The sequence below is a fragment of the Bradyrhizobium sp. HKCCYLRH3059 genome (assembly GCF_051168035.1).
Taxonomy (GTDB): Bacteria; Pseudomonadota; Alphaproteobacteria; order Rhizobiales; family Xanthobacteraceae; genus Bradyrhizobium.
Map to the genome: position 1 here is coordinate 477,824 of NZ_JBNPUF010000003.1, position 17,226 is coordinate 495,049.

Annotated in this window: 12 protein-coding genes; 7 read left to right on the plus strand and 5 right to left on the minus strand. The window is 66.2% G+C overall.

Going from position 1 to position 17,226, the window contains the following annotated elements; all coding sequences use genetic code 11:
• Positions 1-45: 45 nt before the first annotated feature.
• Positions 46-1,161, plus strand: a complete 1,116-nt coding sequence (locus ACQR13_RS12975) for a helix-turn-helix transcriptional regulator (protein ID WP_316194326.1) — start codon at positions 46-48, stop codon at positions 1,159-1,161.
• An 816-nt stretch (positions 1,162-1,977) separates the two neighbouring features.
• On the opposite strand, the gene ACQR13_RS12980 is transcribed toward ACQR13_RS12975, so the two are convergent.
• Positions 1,978-3,570 (minus strand): ATP-binding protein, encoded by a 1,593-nt coding sequence (locus ACQR13_RS12980; protein ID WP_315717857.1) that lies wholly within the window; start codon positions 3,568-3,570, stop codon positions 1,978-1,980.
• A gap of 272 nt (positions 3,571-3,842) precedes the next feature.
• Between ACQR13_RS12980 and ACQR13_RS12985 the strand changes: the two genes are divergently transcribed.
• On the plus strand, positions 3,843-5,972 hold the full coding sequence (locus ACQR13_RS12985) for a phosphocholine-specific phospholipase C (RefSeq protein WP_434841300.1): 2,130 nt from the start codon (positions 3,843-3,845) through the stop codon (positions 5,970-5,972).
• A 45-nt stretch (positions 5,973-6,017) separates the two neighbouring features.
• On the opposite strand, the gene ACQR13_RS12990 is transcribed toward ACQR13_RS12985, so the two are convergent.
• Positions 6,018-7,532, minus strand: a complete 1,515-nt coding sequence (locus ACQR13_RS12990) for an ATP-binding protein (protein ID WP_315750236.1) — start codon at positions 7,530-7,532, stop codon at positions 6,018-6,020.
• 232 nt (positions 7,533-7,764) lie between these two features.
• Here ACQR13_RS12990 and ACQR13_RS12995 point away from each other — a divergent pair, with 232 nt between their 5' ends.
• Together ACQR13_RS12995 and ACQR13_RS13000 are read left to right on the plus strand one after the other, a co-directional pair.
• Positions 7,765-11,457, plus strand: coding sequence for a PAS domain-containing protein (locus tag ACQR13_RS12995; protein ID WP_434862889.1), 3,693 nt, complete (start codon positions 7,765-7,767; stop codon positions 11,455-11,457).
• On the plus strand, positions 11,450-11,833 hold the full coding sequence (locus ACQR13_RS13000; protein WP_316167567.1) for a response regulator: 384 nt from the start codon (positions 11,450-11,452) through the stop codon (positions 11,831-11,833). The genes ACQR13_RS12995 and ACQR13_RS13000 overlap by 8 nt, the downstream gene beginning before the upstream one ends.
• A 27-nt stretch (positions 11,834-11,860) precedes the next feature.
• Here ACQR13_RS13000 and ACQR13_RS13005 read toward each other — a convergent pair whose 3' ends face one another.
• On the minus strand, positions 11,861-12,703 hold the full coding sequence (locus tag ACQR13_RS13005) for an AAA family ATPase (RefSeq protein WP_315717852.1): 843 nt from the start codon (positions 12,701-12,703) through the stop codon (positions 11,861-11,863).
• 97 nt (positions 12,704-12,800) lie between these two features.
• Entirely contained in the window at positions 12,801-13,046 is a 246-nt protein-coding gene (locus ACQR13_RS13010) for a GlsB/YeaQ/YmgE family stress response membrane protein (RefSeq protein WP_315717851.1), read from the minus strand.
• A gap of 115 nt (positions 13,047-13,161) precedes the next feature.
• On the opposite strand from ACQR13_RS13010, the gene ACQR13_RS13015 reads away from it, so the two are divergent.
• The 3 genes from ACQR13_RS13015 to sseA all read left to right on the plus strand — a co-directional run bounded on the left by ACQR13_RS13015 (position 13,162) and on the right by sseA (position 15,842).
• Positions 13,162-14,337, plus strand: a complete 1,176-nt coding sequence (locus ACQR13_RS13015) for a vWA domain-containing protein (protein WP_434842845.1) — start codon at positions 13,162-13,164, stop codon at positions 14,335-14,337.
• A gap of 120 nt (positions 14,338-14,457) precedes the next feature.
• Entirely contained in the window at positions 14,458-14,871 is a 414-nt protein-coding gene (locus tag ACQR13_RS13020) for a rhodanese-like domain-containing protein (protein ID WP_315717849.1), read from the plus strand.
• A 113-nt stretch (positions 14,872-14,984) separates the two neighbouring features.
• A complete protein-coding gene (gene sseA / locus ACQR13_RS13025) occupies positions 14,985-15,842 on the plus strand; it encodes a 3-mercaptopyruvate sulfurtransferase (RefSeq protein WP_434862890.1) in 858 nt (285 codons plus the stop codon).
• A gap of 14 nt (positions 15,843-15,856) precedes the next feature.
• Here sseA and ACQR13_RS13030 read toward each other — a convergent pair whose 3' ends face one another.
• Positions 15,857-16,870 carry a hypothetical protein gene (locus tag ACQR13_RS13030; protein ID WP_434842847.1) on the minus strand — a complete coding sequence of 338 codons (1,014 nt, stop codon included), beginning with the start codon at positions 16,868-16,870 and terminating at the stop codon, positions 15,857-15,859.
• Positions 16,871-17,226: the final 356 nt, after the last annotated feature.

Here is a 17,226-nt window from a genome sequence, read left to right on the forward strand (position 1 = left end):
CCTCGGCGCTAGGCTCCAACCAGATTGGATGGTATCGGCTTCGACATGCCAGAGAAGGACATTGCCGAAGTCATCGCGGTGCCGAGGGTGTTTCTCGACAGCCTCGGCATCGGCATCTCGATCATCGACAGTGCAACGGGACATATCCGGTTTGCGAACGCCGAATGCTGCCGGATCGTCGGATACACGCTGGAGCAGCTCAAGACCGATGGGCTGACCTTTGTCGATCTGACGCATCCAGAGGACCGGGAGCGCAATCGGCTGCAGCACGACAAGCTGCTTGCAGGCGAGATCGCGACCTATCAGCTCGACAAGCGCTATCTTCGGCCGGACGGAAGCGTCGTGTGGGGACGCGTGACCGTCAATCCCGTCAGGGACGCCAGGGGCCGCCTGAAGTGGTTCTGCGCCGTGGTCGAGGACATCACGACAACCAGGATCCTGGAAGAACAGCTTGCGGCTGCGGAGAAGCTCGCTGGGCTGTCGACGTTCAACCTGATCGTCGATGCAGACGATTCCAAGGGAGATTTTCCGCCGGCGTCGCCATCGTCGCTGCGCGACATGTTGTGCCATGTGCATCCCGAGGATCGGAACGGGCTCGCGCAGGTCATCCGTCGTGCGATCATGAAGCGAACCGGCTACACGCGCGACTACCGGGTGCTTGGCAAAGCCGGTGCGGTGCGCTGGGTCCGTGGCATGGCGACCTCCGTCTACAGCCCGTCCGACGGACGAACCCATCTCGTCGGCGCGACGATCGACGTCACCGCGGATCATCTCGATCGCGATCGCCAGGTGCCGGAGCCCATTCGCAGGATCCTGGAACACATTGAGACGAACTGGGATCAGAAGATATCGATCCAGCAACTCGCGGTTCGCTACGGCGTCAGCCCCCGCACGGTCTATCAGTACTTCGCGAAGAGTGGCGTGTCCTTGGCCGAGAAGATCAAGCTGACGCGAATCCAACATGCGCACCGCATGCTGTATGATGCGAAAGCGGGTGACACGGTGACGTCGATCGCCCTGCGATGTGGCTTCAGCAATCCGGGGCATTTCGCCAGGGAGTATCGAAAGATCTATGGTGAGACCCCGTCGGAAAGTCTGAGGCAGGCGTCATTGCCGCTGGCGGCGCGGGGTGAAGCCGCCGCTGCTCCGTCCGTCCGCTGATCGTCAGCCGACCTTCACGGCATCACGTCTGGATGGAGCACCGGCCAGATGTGCCCGACGAGCAATCTCCGCATGCTTCGTATGCGCGAAATGCCCGTCGAGTTAGTTTGCCGCAGCCGCGCCGGCTTGCGTCGTCGGGCAAATCAGACCGATGGTCTTGCCCATCCCGCCTCGAGCAGAGGGACGTACGCGTCGTCACGAACGTGGAGGTGGGCTGCGATGGACGTGACGGCTGTGCCAGACGAGCGCAGGCGGCACGGACGGCGAAGTCGTGTGGTCCTGGCCTCTCGACGCTGAGGTCAAGTCCGTGGTCGTTGCTTGACGGCACGCGCGGGCGATGGGGGCAAGAGAGCCGATCCCCAGGGAGAGCACGAAGGACACCGTTAAAACCGTTGCGCGGGGAAGGCCGGGTCTGTCCGGCTGTACCTGTGGTACCTGCCGCCTGCATTCTTTTGAGCAGGCGGGCCACGGGCCTCAGCCGAGGTCCGGCCTTCCTCGCGCCCTCTCGTTGTTCAGGAGGGGCATGATTGCCGCATCACCTGGGCCTCATGGGCGGCGGGAAGGCGGCGTCGTGTCTTATGGGATGTCTCGGGCACAGTGTGATGGAAGGCGCCAACCGCAACCTCAGCCGTCGTCCCGGCCTTGCGCCGGGACCCATAACCCCAGGAATTTGTGTGAGGCACGCTGGTGGATCGATTTCGCTTCGCCACCATGGCCGGTGGCCATGGGTCCCGGCGCAAGGCCGGGACGACACCGGTCGTGACGCGCGAGCTCTGGCAAACGAGACATCGACCGGCGCCACCATCGCGGTTCGCCTTACGCTTCCAGCGCCGTCCTGATCATGCGCGCGAGATCGGCGCTGACATACGGCTTTGCCAGCAGCAGCACGTCGGCATCGAGCCGGCCATGATGCACGATCGCGTTCTCGGTGTAGCCAGATGTGTAGAGCACCTTCAGTCCGGGGCGGCGCTTCTCGGCCTCGATGGCGAGCTGCCGGCCGTTCATGCCGCCGGGAATGATGACGTCGGTGAACAGCAGGTCGATGCGTTCCTGGCTGTCGATGATTGTCAGCCCATCGGCGGCATTGCTGGCCGACAGCGTGCGATAGCCGAGACGGCGCACCTGAGCCACGACGTAGTCGCGCACCAGCGCATCGTCCTCGACGATCAGGATGGTCTCGTCGCCGCGCGCGACCGCCGGCCGGCCGGGCTCTGCGGCCGGCGTCTCCGGCAGTCCGGCGGCGCGCGGCAGATAGAGCTTGACCGTCGTGCCGTGGCCTTCCTCGCTGTAGATCTTGACGTGGCCGTTCGATTGCTTGACGAAGCCGTAGACCATGCTCAGCCCGAGGCCCGATCCCTTGCCGACGTCCTTGGTGGTGAAGAACGGCTCGAACACCTTGTCGAGCAGTGGAGCCGGAATGCCCTGGCCGGTGTCGCTGACCGCGATCATGACGTAGCTTCCGGGCTTGGCGTCGCGGTTCAGTTGCGCGTAGTGCTCGTCGAGCGTGACGTTCTTGGTCTCCAGGGTCAGCTTGCCGCCGTCCGGCATCGCGTCGCGCGCATTGAGCGCGAGGTTGAGGATCGCGGTCGACAATTGGCTCGGATCGATCAGCGCCGGCGCGCTGTCATGGGCCAGCATCGATTCGATCTCGATCTGCTCGCCGAGCGTCGGCCGCAGCAGACGGCCGGCCTCGACGATGAGCGCATTGATGTCGGTGGCGCGCGGCTGCAGCGGCTGGCGGCGCGAGAAGGCGAGCAGGTGCCGGGTCAGATCGGCGCCGCGCTCGGCGGCGGCGCTGATCATGCCGGCGATGCCGGCGAGCTGGGGCTTGTCCTTGACCGCATCGGCAAGGATCTCGATCGTCCCGGTGATGACGGTCAGGATGTTGTTGAAGTCGTGCGCGACGCCGCCGGTGAGCTGGCCGATCGCCTCCATCTTCTGCGCCTGACGGACCTGGGCCTCGTTGGCCTCGATTTCCTGGAATCGCCGCACCATCGCTTCCGCGGCGCGGCGCTGCCGGATCTCCTCCTCGAGCTGCGCATAGGCCTTCTGCAAGGTGATGCGCGTCGGCAGCACCAGAAGCTGCGGCAGCATCTTGATCATGATGACGATGATTCCGATCGAGGTGACGCCGAGAAAGACGTTGATGACGTCCGTGATGGTCGAGGTCGGTACCCAGAGATCGACGATCGCAAGCAGGCGGGTGACCCCGACGACGGCCACGAAGGTCGCAAGCGCCCCGACGATTCCGCGGAACATGACGTCGCGCCAGCGCCGCCGCAGGAACGTGCCGACGACGAAGGCGATGGTGAAGAAGGCGCTGGCGATCAGTCCGTTGGATACGACCTGCAGCCATGCCCATACCGGCGCTCCCTGCAGACCCGCCGCTTGCACCGTCAACGTCGGCATATGCAAATCATCCTCAACAACGCAGCGCGCCAAATCCGGGGGCGGCCCGGCCGGTCGTCGTCGCAACCCGAACGGATCATTCAGCTTTTCGTCTCCGGCGCAAGGGCAATGGCGGCTTCGACGCGCATCGCGGCAGGGCGCCCTCGCCGCGAATGCCGCTCCGCCGCGCGGCGTCAAAAGCCTGCCACACATCCTTTACCGCCCGGTCACGCGGTTGTTAACGCGCCGACCTAAGCCGCTCGACACCGTCATCACCATGGGGAATGAACGAGATGTCGAACACGATCGCGCACAACCGGCGCGAGTTCCTGCGGCTGCTCGGAGCGTCGGCTGCGACCGCCGCCCTCGGCCAGAGCATCGAGCGCGCGCATGCCATTCCGGCGTTCAACCGCCACGGCAGCATCGAGGACGTCAAGCACATCGTGGTGCTGATGCAGGAGAACCGCGCCTTCGATCATTATTTCGGCGCGATGCGCGGCGTCCGCGGCTTCAACGATCCGCGCGCCGTGAAGCTGCCGAATGGCAATCCGGTGTGGCAGCAGCCGAACGGCGCGGGGGCAGTGATGCCGTTCCGCGTCGACAATGCCGGCCAGGTCTATGTCGAGGACGTCGCCCATGGCTGGAACGACGGCCAGAAGGCCTGGAACAACGGCAACTACGACAAGTGGATCGCCAACAAGGGCACCACGACCATGACCTGCTTGAACCGGCAGGATCTGCCCTGGCACTATGCGCTGGCCGACGCCTTCACGGTGTGCGATTCCTATTTCTGCTCGGTGATGGGCCCGACCGATCCGAATCGCTACTACTTGTGGACCGGTTGGGACGGCAACGACGGCAAGGGCGGCGGCCCAGTCATCACCAATGCGGAAGCCGGCTACGACTGGACCACGTTTCCGGAGCGGCTGGAGAAGGCCGGCATCTCCTGGAAGGTCTACCAGGACATCGGTCTCGGCCTGACGGCGGAAGGCTCCTGGGGCTGGACCCAGAATCCCTGGATCGGCAATTACGGCGACAACTCGCTGCTGTATTTCCACCAGTACCAGAATTCGCAAGCAGGCAGCCCGCTGTACGAGAAGGCGCTGCGCGGCAGCAACATCGCCAATGGCGGCACGTTCGAGAATCTGTTCGACGGGCTGCGCAACGACGTCCGCAACGGCACCCTGCCGCAGGTGTCGTGGATCGCAGCTCCGGAGGCGTTCAGCGAGCATCCGAACTGGCTGCCCGGGCCGGGCGCCTGGTACATCTCCAAGGTGCTCGACATCCTGACGTCGAACCCCGAGCTGTGGAGCAAGACCGCGCTGCTCATCAACTACGACGAGGGCGGCGGATTCTTCGACCATGTCGTCGGCCCGTATCCGGCGATGTCGCAGGCCTGGGGCCAGTCGACCGTCGATGTGAGCACGGACCTCTTCGCTGGCGACGGAAGCCACGTTGCCGGCCCCTACGGACTAGGCGTCCGCGTGCCGATGCTGGTGGTGTCGCCGTGGTCGCGCGGCGGCTTCGTGTGCTCGGAAGTGTTCGACCACACGTCTGTGATCCGCTTCATCGAGCGCCGCTTCCATCACAAGGCGCCCGATCTGTTCGAGAGCAACATCCCGGCGTGGCGGCGCGCGGTGTGCGGCGATCTCACCTCGGCGTTCAACTTCACTTCGCCCAACGAAGGCATGGCGCCGCTGCCGAGCACGGCCGGCTACAAGCCGCCGGCCGCCGACATCACCTCCGGTGCCCGCTTCGACGACTATCATCCGGTGCCGCCGGCCAAGCAGGCGTTGCCGCAGCAGGAGCCGGGCATTCGCCCGGCGCGCCCGCTGCCCTACGATCTCAGGGTCGATGGCGACGCCGATGCTGCGCACAAGACGTTCGCGATCCGCTTCGCCAATCCGGGGCAGGCGGGCGCCTGCTTCCACGTCCGCTCCGGCAACACCGCGACCGGCCCGTGGAGCTACACGGTCGAGGCCGGCAAGTCGCTGCACGGCGTGTGGGACCTCGCCGCCAGCGCCGGCCAGTATGATCTGTCGGTGTACGGCCCGAACGGCTTCTTCCGCCACTTCAAGGGCGGCATCGCCACCACGGCCGCGCTGGTCGACGTCGATACGGTCCATCTCTGTGATTGGGATGATGACGACGATTCGCGCAGCCTTGCGATCGCGCTCACCAACAAGGGGGCGAACTGCCTCGTGACACTGGCCGACAACTATACGGGACGCAGCGAGCGGCACCGCCTGCAGCGTGGCCAGCGGCTGGAGACGCGGGTTCGCCTGCAGCAGACCCATGGCTGGTACGACCTGACGGTCACGACGGACAGCGATGCCAACTTCAACTGGCAGCTCGCGGGTCACGTCGAGAACGGCCGGCCCAGCATCAGCGACCCGGCGATGGGCAGGATCGCCGCGACCTGATCGCGAACGATATCGGGATGCGCCCGGAGCGATTTGGGCGCATCCTCAAGATGACGAGGTGACGAGACCTTCGGGGGCTGCGTCGTCGGCATTGGGATCGCCGGGCGCCGTCGCCCAGGCAAGTTCGACCAGGGTGACGATGCGGCGGCCGGCGCCGTCGAGCTGGCACACGATGAGGCCCTGGTCCTCGATATAGGTCAGCAGGCGCTGCGCCCGGCGCAGCGAATGCGAGCCATAGGCGCGGGCGATCGCCGCATCGCTCGGGCAGGGGCGGCCGTCCTTGGCGGCGCGGGCGATCATCATGAACACGCCCTGCATGTCCTCAGGCAGCAGCGAGGCGCGCAGCGTGACGTCCTGCCAGCCGGCATCGTCGGCCGTCTCGTCGCCGCCGAGCCCGGCGCGGGCGCGGGTCAGCATGCGGCGGAACTCGTTGAGGTCGGGCACGGCCGTGCCCAGCCCCTCGATGCGGCAGCGGACGACGAATTCCTGGTAGAGCACGCCGACGGCGCGGAAGCCGGCGTCGGGCTCGGCCAAGACCGCGCGCAGCACGCGCTCGACGCGGGCTTTGCGTTCGGCGAGCTCCTCCTCGCTGACGGCGGGTGCTGGCGGTTCGGGGCGCAGCTCGAGCGCGGCGGACTTCGCCGCCATGAGCTGGTCGAGCAACTCCGGTTGCGGCTTGCGCTGCGGCCGCGCGTTGGTCTCGGGCGGCGGTGCGGCGAGAATCACCGCGCGGGCGTCCTCGAGCGAAGCCTCCGGCAGCGGCATCAGCCGCGGCGTTGCGTTGCGCGGCTTGGTATCGGTCGGGCCGATGCGCAGGCCGAGTGGACGGCGCGACAGCGCGGGCCCCAAGGCCATGAACTGGCCGCGCTCGAGGTCGCGGAACGCCTCCGCCTGGCGCCGCTCCATGCCGAGCAGGTCGGCGGCGCGGGCCATGTCGATGTCGAGGAAGGTGCGGCCCATCAGGAAGTTCGAGGCCTCGGCCGCGACATTCTTGGCGAGCTTCGCCAGTCGTTGCGTCGCGATCACGCCCGCCAGCCCGCGCTTGCGGCCGCGGCACATCAGGTTGGTCATCGCGCCGAGAGAGGCCTTGCGGGCCTCGTCGGAGACTTCGCCCGCGACGGCCGGGGCGAACAGCTGGGCTTCGTCGACCACGACCAGCATCGGGTACCAGTGGTCGCGGGAGATCTCGAACAGGCCGTTGAGAAAGGCGGCCGCGCGCCGCATCTGATTCTCGGCGTCGAGGCCTTCGAGGTTGAGCACCGTCGAGACGCGATGCATCCGCGCCCGTTCGCCGGCGACCTGCAGCGCGCGCTCGGTGTGGTCCTCGGCCGCGATCACGAGATGGCCGAATCGCTCGGCCAGCGTGACGAAGTCGCCCTCCGGATCGATGATCGTCTGCTGCACCCAGGGCGCGCTCTGCTCCAGCAGGCGACGCAGGAGATGCGACTTGCCGGAGCCGGAATTGCCCTGCACCAGGAGCCGGGTCGCCAGCAGTTCCTCGAGGTCCAGGGCGGCAGGCGATCCCGCCGCCGTCTGCCCCATCTCGATTGCAACCGTCATGTGCCCCGACTCAAGCCCGCTTCACGCAGAGGCTGGCGCTTAACAAGCGCGGGCGCGCACGTCGAGCGTTTGCAATGGACTGTCCCAGATCGCGGGATGGGCTGTGGATGGTTCGCAGATGGAACCCGATCGCGGGCTGCCCAGTTCCCTGTCGACGCGCCTCTCGCCGTGAGGGCCGGCGCTTGGGCCCGCGCGCATTTGACGGTACTGTGCGGCGAAAAAGGGGCCAGGAGTGAACGAGCATTCGGATGCCGGTCACGCGACGTTCAAGGCGTTCGCGCGCGGAGCCGACTTCCTGCAGGGTGGCGGGGAGATGGGGGCGCTCATGCGCATCCATGATTGGTCGCGGACGCCGTTGGGGCCGCCCGAGAGCTGGCCTCAGTCCTTGCGCACTTCGATCAGCACCTGCCTGGACTGCGCGTTCCCGATCCTGATCTGGTGGGGCCCGGAGCTCGTCATGCTCTACAATGACGAGTATCGCCTAATCCTCGGCTCGCAGAAGCATCCCGCGGCGCTGGGGGCGCCAGGGCGCGCGGTATGGTCCGAGATCTGGGAGGTCATCGGCCCGATGCTGCGGCACGTCGTTAGGCTTGGCGAAGCGACCCGCTCACGCGACATGCCGCTGTTCATCGACCGCCACGGCTACCTGGAGGAGACCTATTTTTCGTTCTCCTATTCGCCGATTCGCGATGAGACCGGCGGCGTCGGCGGCGTCTTCACCCCCGTCATCGAGACGACGGCCCGGGTCGTAGGCGAGCGCCGTATGCGGACCTTGCGCGATCTCGCCGCGCGCGGCCGTGCCGACAGTCTGGCGCATGCTTGTCGCGAAGCCACCGACGTCCTCGCCGAGAATCCGCATGATGTCCCGTTTGCGCTGATCTACCAACTCAGCGAGGATCAGCGATCGGCACGGTTGTTGAGCGCCGCGGGGGGGCACCCGGACAGTGCAATCGCGCCGGCGCAGATTGCCCTCGACTGTGACGGGCTGTGGCCGATCCGGGCGGCGGCGCGCGCGGTGGCGCCGATTCGCGTCGTGCTGGATCGTGGGAAATTTGCCGGCGTGCCGACCGGCGCATGGCCCGAGCCGCCACAGCTGGCGCTGGTGCTGCCGGTTGCGACGGGCCGGGAGCAGGCGACGGCGATCCTGATCTGTGGCGTCAATCCGCGCCGCGCCCTCGATGCCGAGCACCAGGGCTTCTTCGATCTGATGGCCGCTCAGCTCGGCAGCTCCTTTGCGGAGACGCTGGCCTATGAACAGGAGCGGCGCCGCGCAGAGGCGCTCGCCGAGATCGATCGGGCCAAGACCGCGTTCTTCACCAATGTCAGCCACGAATTCCGCACGCCGCTGACGCTGATGCTCGGTCCGCTCGAAGATGTCCTGCTGCGGTCGCAGGCCTTGCCGCCTGCGGATCGCGACCGGTTGGAGATCGCCGAGCGCAATGCCTTGCGGCTGCTCAAGCTGGTCAACACGCTGCTGGATTTCTCGCGGATCGAGGCCGGCAGGATGCAGGCGGTCTACGCGCCGGTGGACCTCGCGAGCCTGACCGCGGAGATCGCCAGCACCTTCCGCTCGGCGATCGAGGCCGCCGGCCTCAGGCTGATGGTGGATTGCCCGCCGCTGCCGGAGCCGGCCTATGTCGATCCCGAAATGTGGGAGAAGATCGTCCTCAACCTGCTGTCCAACGCGTTCAAATTCACCTTTGCGGGCGACATCGAGGTCCGGCTCGTCACCTGCGATCGTCATTTCGAACTGAGCGTGAAGGACACCGGGACCGGCATCCCGCAGCACGAGCTGCCGCGGCTGTTCGAGCGTTTCCATCGCGTCGCCGGCGCGTTCGGCCGCACCCATGAAGGCTCGGGAATCGGGCTCGCGCTGGTGCATGAGCTCGCCAAGCTGCACGGCGGATCCGTCGCAGCGACCAGCGAAGCCGGGCAGGGCAGCACGTTCGCGGTCAGGATTCCCAGGGGACGAAGTCATCTGCCGTTCAACCAGGTCGACGCGGCGCCAGCGCAGGAACCGATCCTTCGCGGTGCGCGGCCCTTCATCGAGGAGGCGTTGCGCTGGCTGCCGGATCCGCCGCCGCTCGACGCGCATGCCGTTCCGGACATCGACATCACCACCCCGTCAGCCGACAGGGCCGGGCCGCGCCCTCGTATCCTGCTGGCCGACGACAATGCCGATATGCGCGACTATGTCCGCCGCCTGCTCGCCACGCGCTACGATGTCGAGACCGTCGCCGATGGTGAAGCCGCGCTCGCGGCCATCGCCCGCGACAAGCCCGACCTCGTTCTGTCTGATGTGATGATGCCGCGCATCGACGGCATGCAGTTGCTTGCGCGGCTGCGCGCCGATGAACGGGTCGGCACCATTCCGGTGATCCTGGTGTCGGCCCGGGCCGGAGAAGAGAGCCGCGTCGAAGGCATGGAGGCCGGTGCGGATGACTATCTCATCAAGCCGTTCAGTGCGCGTGAACTGCTGGCGCGCGTCGAGGCGCATCTCAAGATGGCTCGTCTGCGTGCCGAAGCGACGGAGCGGCTGCGCGCCAGCGAGGAGCGCTATCGCGCTTTCGTAACCGCGAGTTCCGACGTCATCTATCGCATGAGCCCCGACTGGCGGGAGATGCGCCAGTTGCAGGGCAAGGACTTCATCGCCGATACAATGAACCCGAGCCAAGGCTGGCTCGCGAAATACATTCATCCGGACGATCAGGCGCAGGTGACTGCGGCGATCAGCAGGGCGGTCGCGACGAAAAGCATGTTCGAGCTGGAGCACCGTGTCATCCGGATCGATGGCAGCCTCGGTTGGATCCATTCGCGCGCCATCCCCATTCTCGGGCGTGACGGCGAGATCATCGAGTGGTTCGGGACGGCGCGCGACATCTCCGAGCAGAACAAGGCCGAACGGGAGTTGCGCAAGAGCGAGGAGCGCCTGCGCAGCGCGGTCGAGGTCGGTCGGCTCGGCCTGTGGGACTGGAACGTCGCGACCGGCGAGGTCTACTGGTCGGACGAGCACTTCCGCATGGAAGGCTATGGCGTTGGCGAACTGACTCCGAGCTACGAGGCCTGGGCGGCACGCATCCATCCCGACGATCGTCCCGCAGCCGAAGCTGCGCTTCACCGCGCGATGGAGGCGCACCAAGAGTATGTCAGCGAGTTTCGCGTGGTGCATCCGGGCGGCGCAATTCGCTACCTCTACGGCCGTGGGCGCTTCTTCTATGACGACGCGGGACGACCGATCCGCATGACCGGCGCCATGGTCGACGTGACCGAGCGGCGTGAATGGGAGGAGCGGCAGAAGGTGCTGGTGGCCGAACTGCAGCATCGCACCCGCAACCTGCTGGGCGTGGTCCGCTCGATGGCCGACAAGACGGCGCGCGCCAGCACCGATCTCGGCGATTTTCGAGCCCGCTTCCGTGATCGGCTGGATACGCTGTCACGCGCCCAGGGCCTGCTGTCCCGCCTCAAGGAGCATGATCGCGTCACCTTCGACGATCTGATCCGTAGCGAGCTGTCGGCTGTCGCCGGCGGTCCGGAGCGCATCGGGCTGTCGGGGCCGTCCGGCGTAAGGCTGCGGTCGTCGACCGTTCAGACCCTTGCCATGGCGCTGCACGAGCTCGCCACCAACGCGGTCAAGTATGGCGCGCTGGCGCAGCCGTCGGGCCGGCTCTGCGTGGTCTGGTCGCTCGAGCGCGAAGGCGCGGAGGGACAGCCCTGGCTGCATATCGAGTGGCGCGAAAGCGGCGTCGACATGCCGCCGCCAGCCACGATGCCCAGCGGCACGGGGCAGGGGCGCGAGCTGATCGAACAGGCCTTGCCCTATCAGCTCAGCGCGAGGACCTCGTACGCCTTCGAATCCGACGGTGTCCGTTGCACGATATCGATTCCCGTTTCGCTCGCCACACTGGAGCTCGAGGATCATGCCTGAACGCTCGCTTCGCGACCGTCATATCCTCATCGTCGAGGACGAGTACATGCTTGCCGACGAGCTGCGCTGCGCCTTTGGCGACGCCGGCGGCACGATCCTGGGCCCGGTCGGAACCGTTCCCGACGCGCTCGCCTTGATCAAACGCGAGGGGCGGATCGAAGGCGCCGTTCTCGACGTGAACCTGCGCGGCGACATGGCGTTTCCGGTTGCCGATCTGCTGGTCGAACGCGGCGTGCCCTTCGTCTTCACCACCGGCTACGACGAATCGGTCATCCCGGACCGCTTCTCGAAGATCCTCCGCTGCGAGAAGCCGATTGCCGTCGACGGGATCATGCGCGCGCTCGGACGCCTGATCGAGAGGACGGCGCCGCAATGACGCGCCGGTCGGATGGAGCTGGGCGCCTCACACCTCGCGCCGGCTGAGGAAGGCGAGCCGCTCGAACAGGTGGACGTCCTGCTCGTTCTTGAGCAGCGCACCGTGCAGCGGCGGAATCAGCTTGCGCGGGTCGCGCTCGCGCAGCTGCTCAGGACCGATGTCCTCGTTGAGCAGCAGCTTGAGCCAGTCGAGCAGCTCAGAGGTCGATGGCTTCTTCTTCAGGCCGGGCACGTCGCGGACCTCGAAGAAGATGCGCAGGGCCTCCTCGACCAGTCGCTTCTTGATGTTCGGGAAGTGCACGTCGACGATGCGGCCCATCGTATCCGGATCGGGGAACTTGATGTAGTGGAAGAAGCAGCGGCGCAGGAACGCATCCGGCAGCTCCTTCTCGTTGTTGGACGTGATGATGACGATCGGGCGTAGCTTCGCCTTGATGGTCTCGTTGGTCTCGTAGACGTGGAATTCCATCCGGTCGAGCTCGAGCAGCAGGTCGTTCGGAAACTCGATGTCGGCCTTGTCGATCTCGTCGATCAAGAGCACCGGTCGCTGCTCGGCCGTGAAGGCCTCCCACAGCTTGCCGCGCTTGATGTAGTTCTTGATGTCGGACACCCTGGAGTCGCCGAGCTGGCTGTCGCGTAGCCGCGAGACGGCGTCGTATTCGTAAAGGCCCTGCTGCGCCTTGGTGGTCGACTTGATGTGCCAGGTGAGCAGCGGCGCGTTGACGGCCTTGGCGACTTCCTCGGCCAGCACGGTCTTGCCCGTCCCCGGCTCGCCCTTCACCAGCAGCGGGCGCTCGAGCACGATCGCCGCATTGACGGCCACTTTGAGGTCGTCGGTGGCGACGTAGTCCTGGGTGCCGGTAAATTTCATTGCGTCTCGCTCATCGTTCGAACTTGTGTTGAGTGGCTACACAGCGGCAACGCCGCTGCGGCCTTAAGATGATGGCTGCCATCGGAAGCAGAAATAATCAAGCGCGCCTGATCAATGAGAGGATCACGAGCACGATGACGGCGCCGATCGTGGCGTCCAGGATCGCCCCCAGCGTGCCGCTGGCGAGCGCAATGTGCAGGGCCGGCAGCACGTAGCTTGCGACCAGCGCGCCGATGATGCCGATGACCATGTTGCCGATCAGGCCGAAACCTGCGCCGCGCACGATCAGCCCCGCCAGCCAGCCCGCGACGGCGCCGATGATCAGTGCTGCAATAATACCCATCAAAGCCCCCATTCCACCTGTTGTTCCAGGGATTGTAGAGCAAAATGCCGGCGGGTCCAGCGTGGGGCGTGGAGCGGCCCTTGACGCGCCCTCCCAGCCGCGCGATCTAATGGGCATGTTCCTGCAATTCTTCACAGCGCTGCGCGATGCGCAGGTCCCGGTCTCCTTGCGTGAATATCTCACGCTGATGGAGGCCGTCGACGCCGACCTCGCCGAGCATTCGGTCGAGAACTTCTACTATCTCTCGCGCACCGCGCTGGTGAAGGACGAGCGCAATCTCGACAAGTTCGATCGCGTATTCGGCACCGTGTTCAAGGGGCTGGAGAACCTGCTCGACGCGATGGAGAAGGCCGAGATTCCCGAGGAATGGCTGAGGAAGCTGGCCGAGAAATACCTCACCGAGGAGGAGAAGAAAGAGATCGAGGCCATGGGCTGGGACAAGCTCATGGAGACGTTGAAGAAGCGCCTGGAGGAGCAGAAGGGCCGCCATCAGGGCGGCAACAAGTGGATCGGCACCGCCGGCACCTCGCCGTTCGGCGCCTATGGCTACAACCCCGAGGGCGTCCGCATCGGCCAGGAGAAGAACCGCAACAACCGCGCCGTGAAGGTGTGGGACCGGCGCGAGTTCAGGGATCTCGACGGCAATGTCGAGCTCGGCATCCGCAACATCAAGGTGGCGCTGCGCCGGCTGCGCAAGTTCGCCCGCACCGGTGCGCCCGACGAGCTCGATCTGGACACCACGATCCGCGAAACCGCCAACCACGGCTATCTCGACGTGCACATGCGTCCCGAGCGGCGCAATGCGGTGAAGGTGCTGGTGTTCTTCGACATCGGCGGCTCGATGGATTCCCACGTCGCGCAGGTCGAGGAGCTGTTCTCGGCCGCCAAGAGCGAATTCAAGCACATGGAATATTTCTACTTCCACAACTGCCTCTACGAGGGCGTGTGGAAGCAGAACAAGCGGCGTTTCACCGACCGCACGCCGACCTGGGACGTGCTGCACAAGTACCCGCACGACTACAAGGTCGTGTTCGTCGGCGACGCCTCGATGTCGCCTTATGAGATCATGGTGCCCGGCGGTTCGGTCGAGCACGTCAACGAGGAGCCGGGCTCGGTGTGGCTCGACCGCGTCATCCGCACCTATCCACACGCGGTGTGGCTCAATCCGGTGGCGCAGAAGCACTGGGACTATTCTGAGTCCACCACCATCATTCGCCGCATCTTCTCCGAGCGCATGTATCCGATCACGATTGAGGGATTGGAAGCGGCGATGAAGGAGCTGGTCCGGTGATGCTGTCATTCCGGGGCGCCCGAAGGGCGAACCCGGAATCCCGACATTGCCCTGCCACTTCGAGATTCCGGGTTCGATGCCTCGTATCGGCCCGGAATGACGCCAAGAGGAAACGAGAGAATGCCCCAGACCATCACGCGCGGCATCAAGGCGCTGCTCGATGAAGCCAACGCCGAGATCGAGACGCTCTCGGCGGCTGAGGCGATCGCGGCGGCGAAGCGCGACGATGTCGTGATCGTCGATATCAGGGATCCCCGGGAGATCGAGCGCGAGGGCAGGATTCCCGGCGCGTTCTCGTGCACCCGCGGCATGCTGGAGTTCTGGATCGACCCGCAGAGCCCCTACGCCAAGCCGATCTTTCAGCAGGACAAGACGTTCATCTTTCATTGCGCCGGTGGCCTGCGCTCGGCGCTCGCGGCCAAGACCGCACAGGACATGGGTCTGACGCCGGTCGCCCATATCGGCGGCGGCTTCGCGGCGTGGCGCGACGCCGGCGGGCCGGTCGAGGCCTGGGCGCCGAAGAAGAAGGATTGATCGCTGCCCATCCCGCGCGGACTTGACCCGCGTGTCCATCGCTTCGACAAGGTGGATCGCCGGATCTCAAGTCCGGCGATGACGACTGAATGTGAAGTCCGGAGCTTTTGCGCATGACCATTCACGACGACCCCCTCGTCTCCACCGACTGGCTCGCTGCGCATCTGGGCGATCCCAAGGTGAAGGTGCTCGACGCGACCTTCAAGATGCCAGGTGTGCTGCCGCTGCCGAAGGACGATTATCTGAAGGCGCATATCCCCGGCGCCGTGTTCTTCGACGTCGACGAGGTCTCCGACCATTCCAATCCGCTGCCGCACATGTATCCGAGCGCCGAGCAGTTCGGCCGCGACGCGGGCCGGCTCGGCGTCAGCAATGGCGATACGGTCGTGGTCTATGATTCCGGCGGCTGGGTCGCCGCGCCGCGCGCCTGGTGGATGTTCCTGTCATTCGGCCACACGGATGTGCGCGTGCTCGACGGCGGGCTGAAGAAGTGGATGGCGGAGGGGCGCCCGGTCGAGAGCGGACAGGTCACGCCGGCGCTCGGCACGTTCAGCGCGAAGTTCGATGCCGCGCGCGTGCGCCGGATCGAGCAGATGGTTGCCAATCTCGCCGGCAATGCCGAGCAGGTGATCGATGCACGGCAGGCGCCGCGCTTCGCGGGCGAGGTCGCCGAGCCGCGGCCCGGCCTCCGATCCGGCCATATCCCCGGCAGCCGAAATCTGCCTTATGCGGAGCTGTTTGACGCGGCGACCGGCGTGATGAAGCCGCTCGACCGGTTGCGCGAGGCATTCGGCGCTGCCGGCGTCGATCTCGCCAGGCCGATCGTCACCTCCTGCGGCTCCGGGGTGTCGGCGGCCGTGCTGACGCTGGCGCTCTATCGTCTCGGCATCCGCGACACCGCGCTCTACGACGGCTCGTGGTCGGAGTGGGGCATCGAGAACGGTCCGCCGGTTGCGACGGGGCCGGCCTGATCGGCTGGCTCCGCCTATCGCGTGCGCGGCCCGGCAGCCTGCTGGCCGACCGCCTGCGGTTGACCAAACGGCTGCTGTCCGAATGGATCGGGGAAGGCAGTCTGTTGCTGCTGGGCGGCCGCGGCTTGCCGAGCCGACCGGAGCCGCTGGGCGATGCGCCGCTGCTTGGCGCGGCGCGCAGCGATCTGCTTCTCCCGGGCCTGGCGCTTCTTGAGGATGCTCCGGCGCAACTGAACGCTCGCGACCTTCACAGAGGCACGATGCTCGCTGGCGGCAGGCCGCTCCTGAGCCGGCTGTTCGGCCAGCGCGGCGAGCTTGGCCGCGATCGGATCGAGCACCGCCGGAACGGGCGCGAGCGGGGTTGAAGCGGCGGCTGCGGTCGTCATCATCGGATCGGCGCTGGCGATGACCTGAGGAACTGGCGGCGGTGGTGCGACCACGGCGGCCGCTGCTTCGCTCGGCGCCCGCGGCGGGACCGGCGCTGCAGTCTCGGGCGAGCTGTCCATGCTCGGCCTGTCGGACGCTTTTTCGACCGGAGCGACGATCGAAGCGGTCGTGTCCGGAATGGGGCGCTCCGGCTTGGTGCTCTCGATCCGGTCGTTCGTCGCGGACGCGGTCGCGACAATGGCGGAGGTGCGGGACGTGTCGACCGTTTCCGCGGGCAGCGAGGGCGTCGGCACGTCGGTGGCCACCGCAACGGGTGTCACTTCGGGCGCTTCTGTGAGCGGCGCCGCCGCCGACGGCGCGCTCGGCTGTTCGGACGTTGCCGGGGCAGCATCGGCAACGACCGGCGGCGGCGTCACCGGCGGTGTCGGAATCGAATCCACCCGCAGCACTGCGAGCACCGGCGTGGGCTCGGCTGGCGGTAGGAAGGTCGTGAAGCCCGACGCCTGAGTCGTGCGCCAGGACGCGTTGCTGGCGAACTGCTCGTGGGCGGCGCGCAACAGGGCCGCGGCGCCCATGCCGAAGATGGTGAGAGAGATGGAACAGACGATCGCGGCGACCAGAAAACGAAAGCCGGGAAGCATTGACGGTAACTCTCGCCACGGCAGCGGGGACTGCCGAGACATTCGAGCCAGTAGGGAACGCGGTGATCACAGGGAATAGCCGCGTTCGCGACGAGGCCGGCTTCTGCCGTGCATCGCGAATCAGGCTCAGGTCAGAATACCGGAAGTGTTCCCGCTCGCTCGGCAAATCACGGCATCGATAGGGCCTGCGGGGGCTACGCCGCACTTTTTCGGCGGCGTGAGACTTCCGTGCAACGACGGAGACATGATCACAAATTGCCGAAGTCGGGCCGCTCTGGCCGGAATTGTCTTGAATGCGCCGCTATCTTCGGCCATCTGGCACAGCAAAGGTCCCAATCGGCGGCTTGGGGATACTG

Bases quoted from the DNA above. Each gene is read 5' to 3' on its own strand.
- ACQR13_RS12975 (WP_316194326.1), top strand. From the start codon at position 46: ATGCCAGAGAAGGACATTGCCGAAGTCATCGCGGTGCCGAGGGTGTTT.
- ACQR13_RS12980 (WP_315717857.1), bottom strand. From the start codon at position 3,570: ATGCCGACGTTGACGGTGCAAGCGGCGGGTCTGCAGGGAGCGCCGGTA.
- ACQR13_RS12985 (WP_434841300.1), top strand. From the start codon at position 3,843: ATGTCGAACACGATCGCGCACAACCGGCGCGAGTTCCTGCGGCTGCTC.
- ACQR13_RS12990 (WP_315750236.1), bottom strand. From the start codon at position 7,532: ATGACGGTTGCAATCGAGATGGGGCAGACGGCGGCGGGATCGCCTGCC.
- ACQR13_RS13000 (WP_316167567.1), top strand. From the start codon at position 11,450: ATGCCTGAACGCTCGCTTCGCGACCGTCATATCCTCATCGTCGAGGAC.
- ACQR13_RS13005 (WP_315717852.1), bottom strand. From the start codon at position 12,703: ATGAAATTTACCGGCACCCAGGACTACGTCGCCACCGACGACCTCAAA.
- ACQR13_RS13010 (WP_315717851.1), bottom strand. From the start codon at position 13,046: ATGGGTATTATTGCAGCACTGATCATCGGCGCCGTCGCGGGCTGGCTG.
- ACQR13_RS13015 (WP_434842845.1), top strand. From the start codon at position 13,162: ATGTTCCTGCAATTCTTCACAGCGCTGCGCGATGCGCAGGTCCCGGTC.
- ACQR13_RS13020 (WP_315717849.1), top strand. From the start codon at position 14,458: ATGCCCCAGACCATCACGCGCGGCATCAAGGCGCTGCTCGATGAAGCC.
- sseA (WP_434862890.1), top strand. From the start codon at position 14,985: ATGACCATTCACGACGACCCCCTCGTCTCCACCGACTGGCTCGCTGCG.
- ACQR13_RS13030 (WP_434842847.1), bottom strand. From the start codon at position 16,870: ATGCTTCCCGGCTTTCGTTTTCTGGTCGCCGCGATCGTCTGTTCCATC.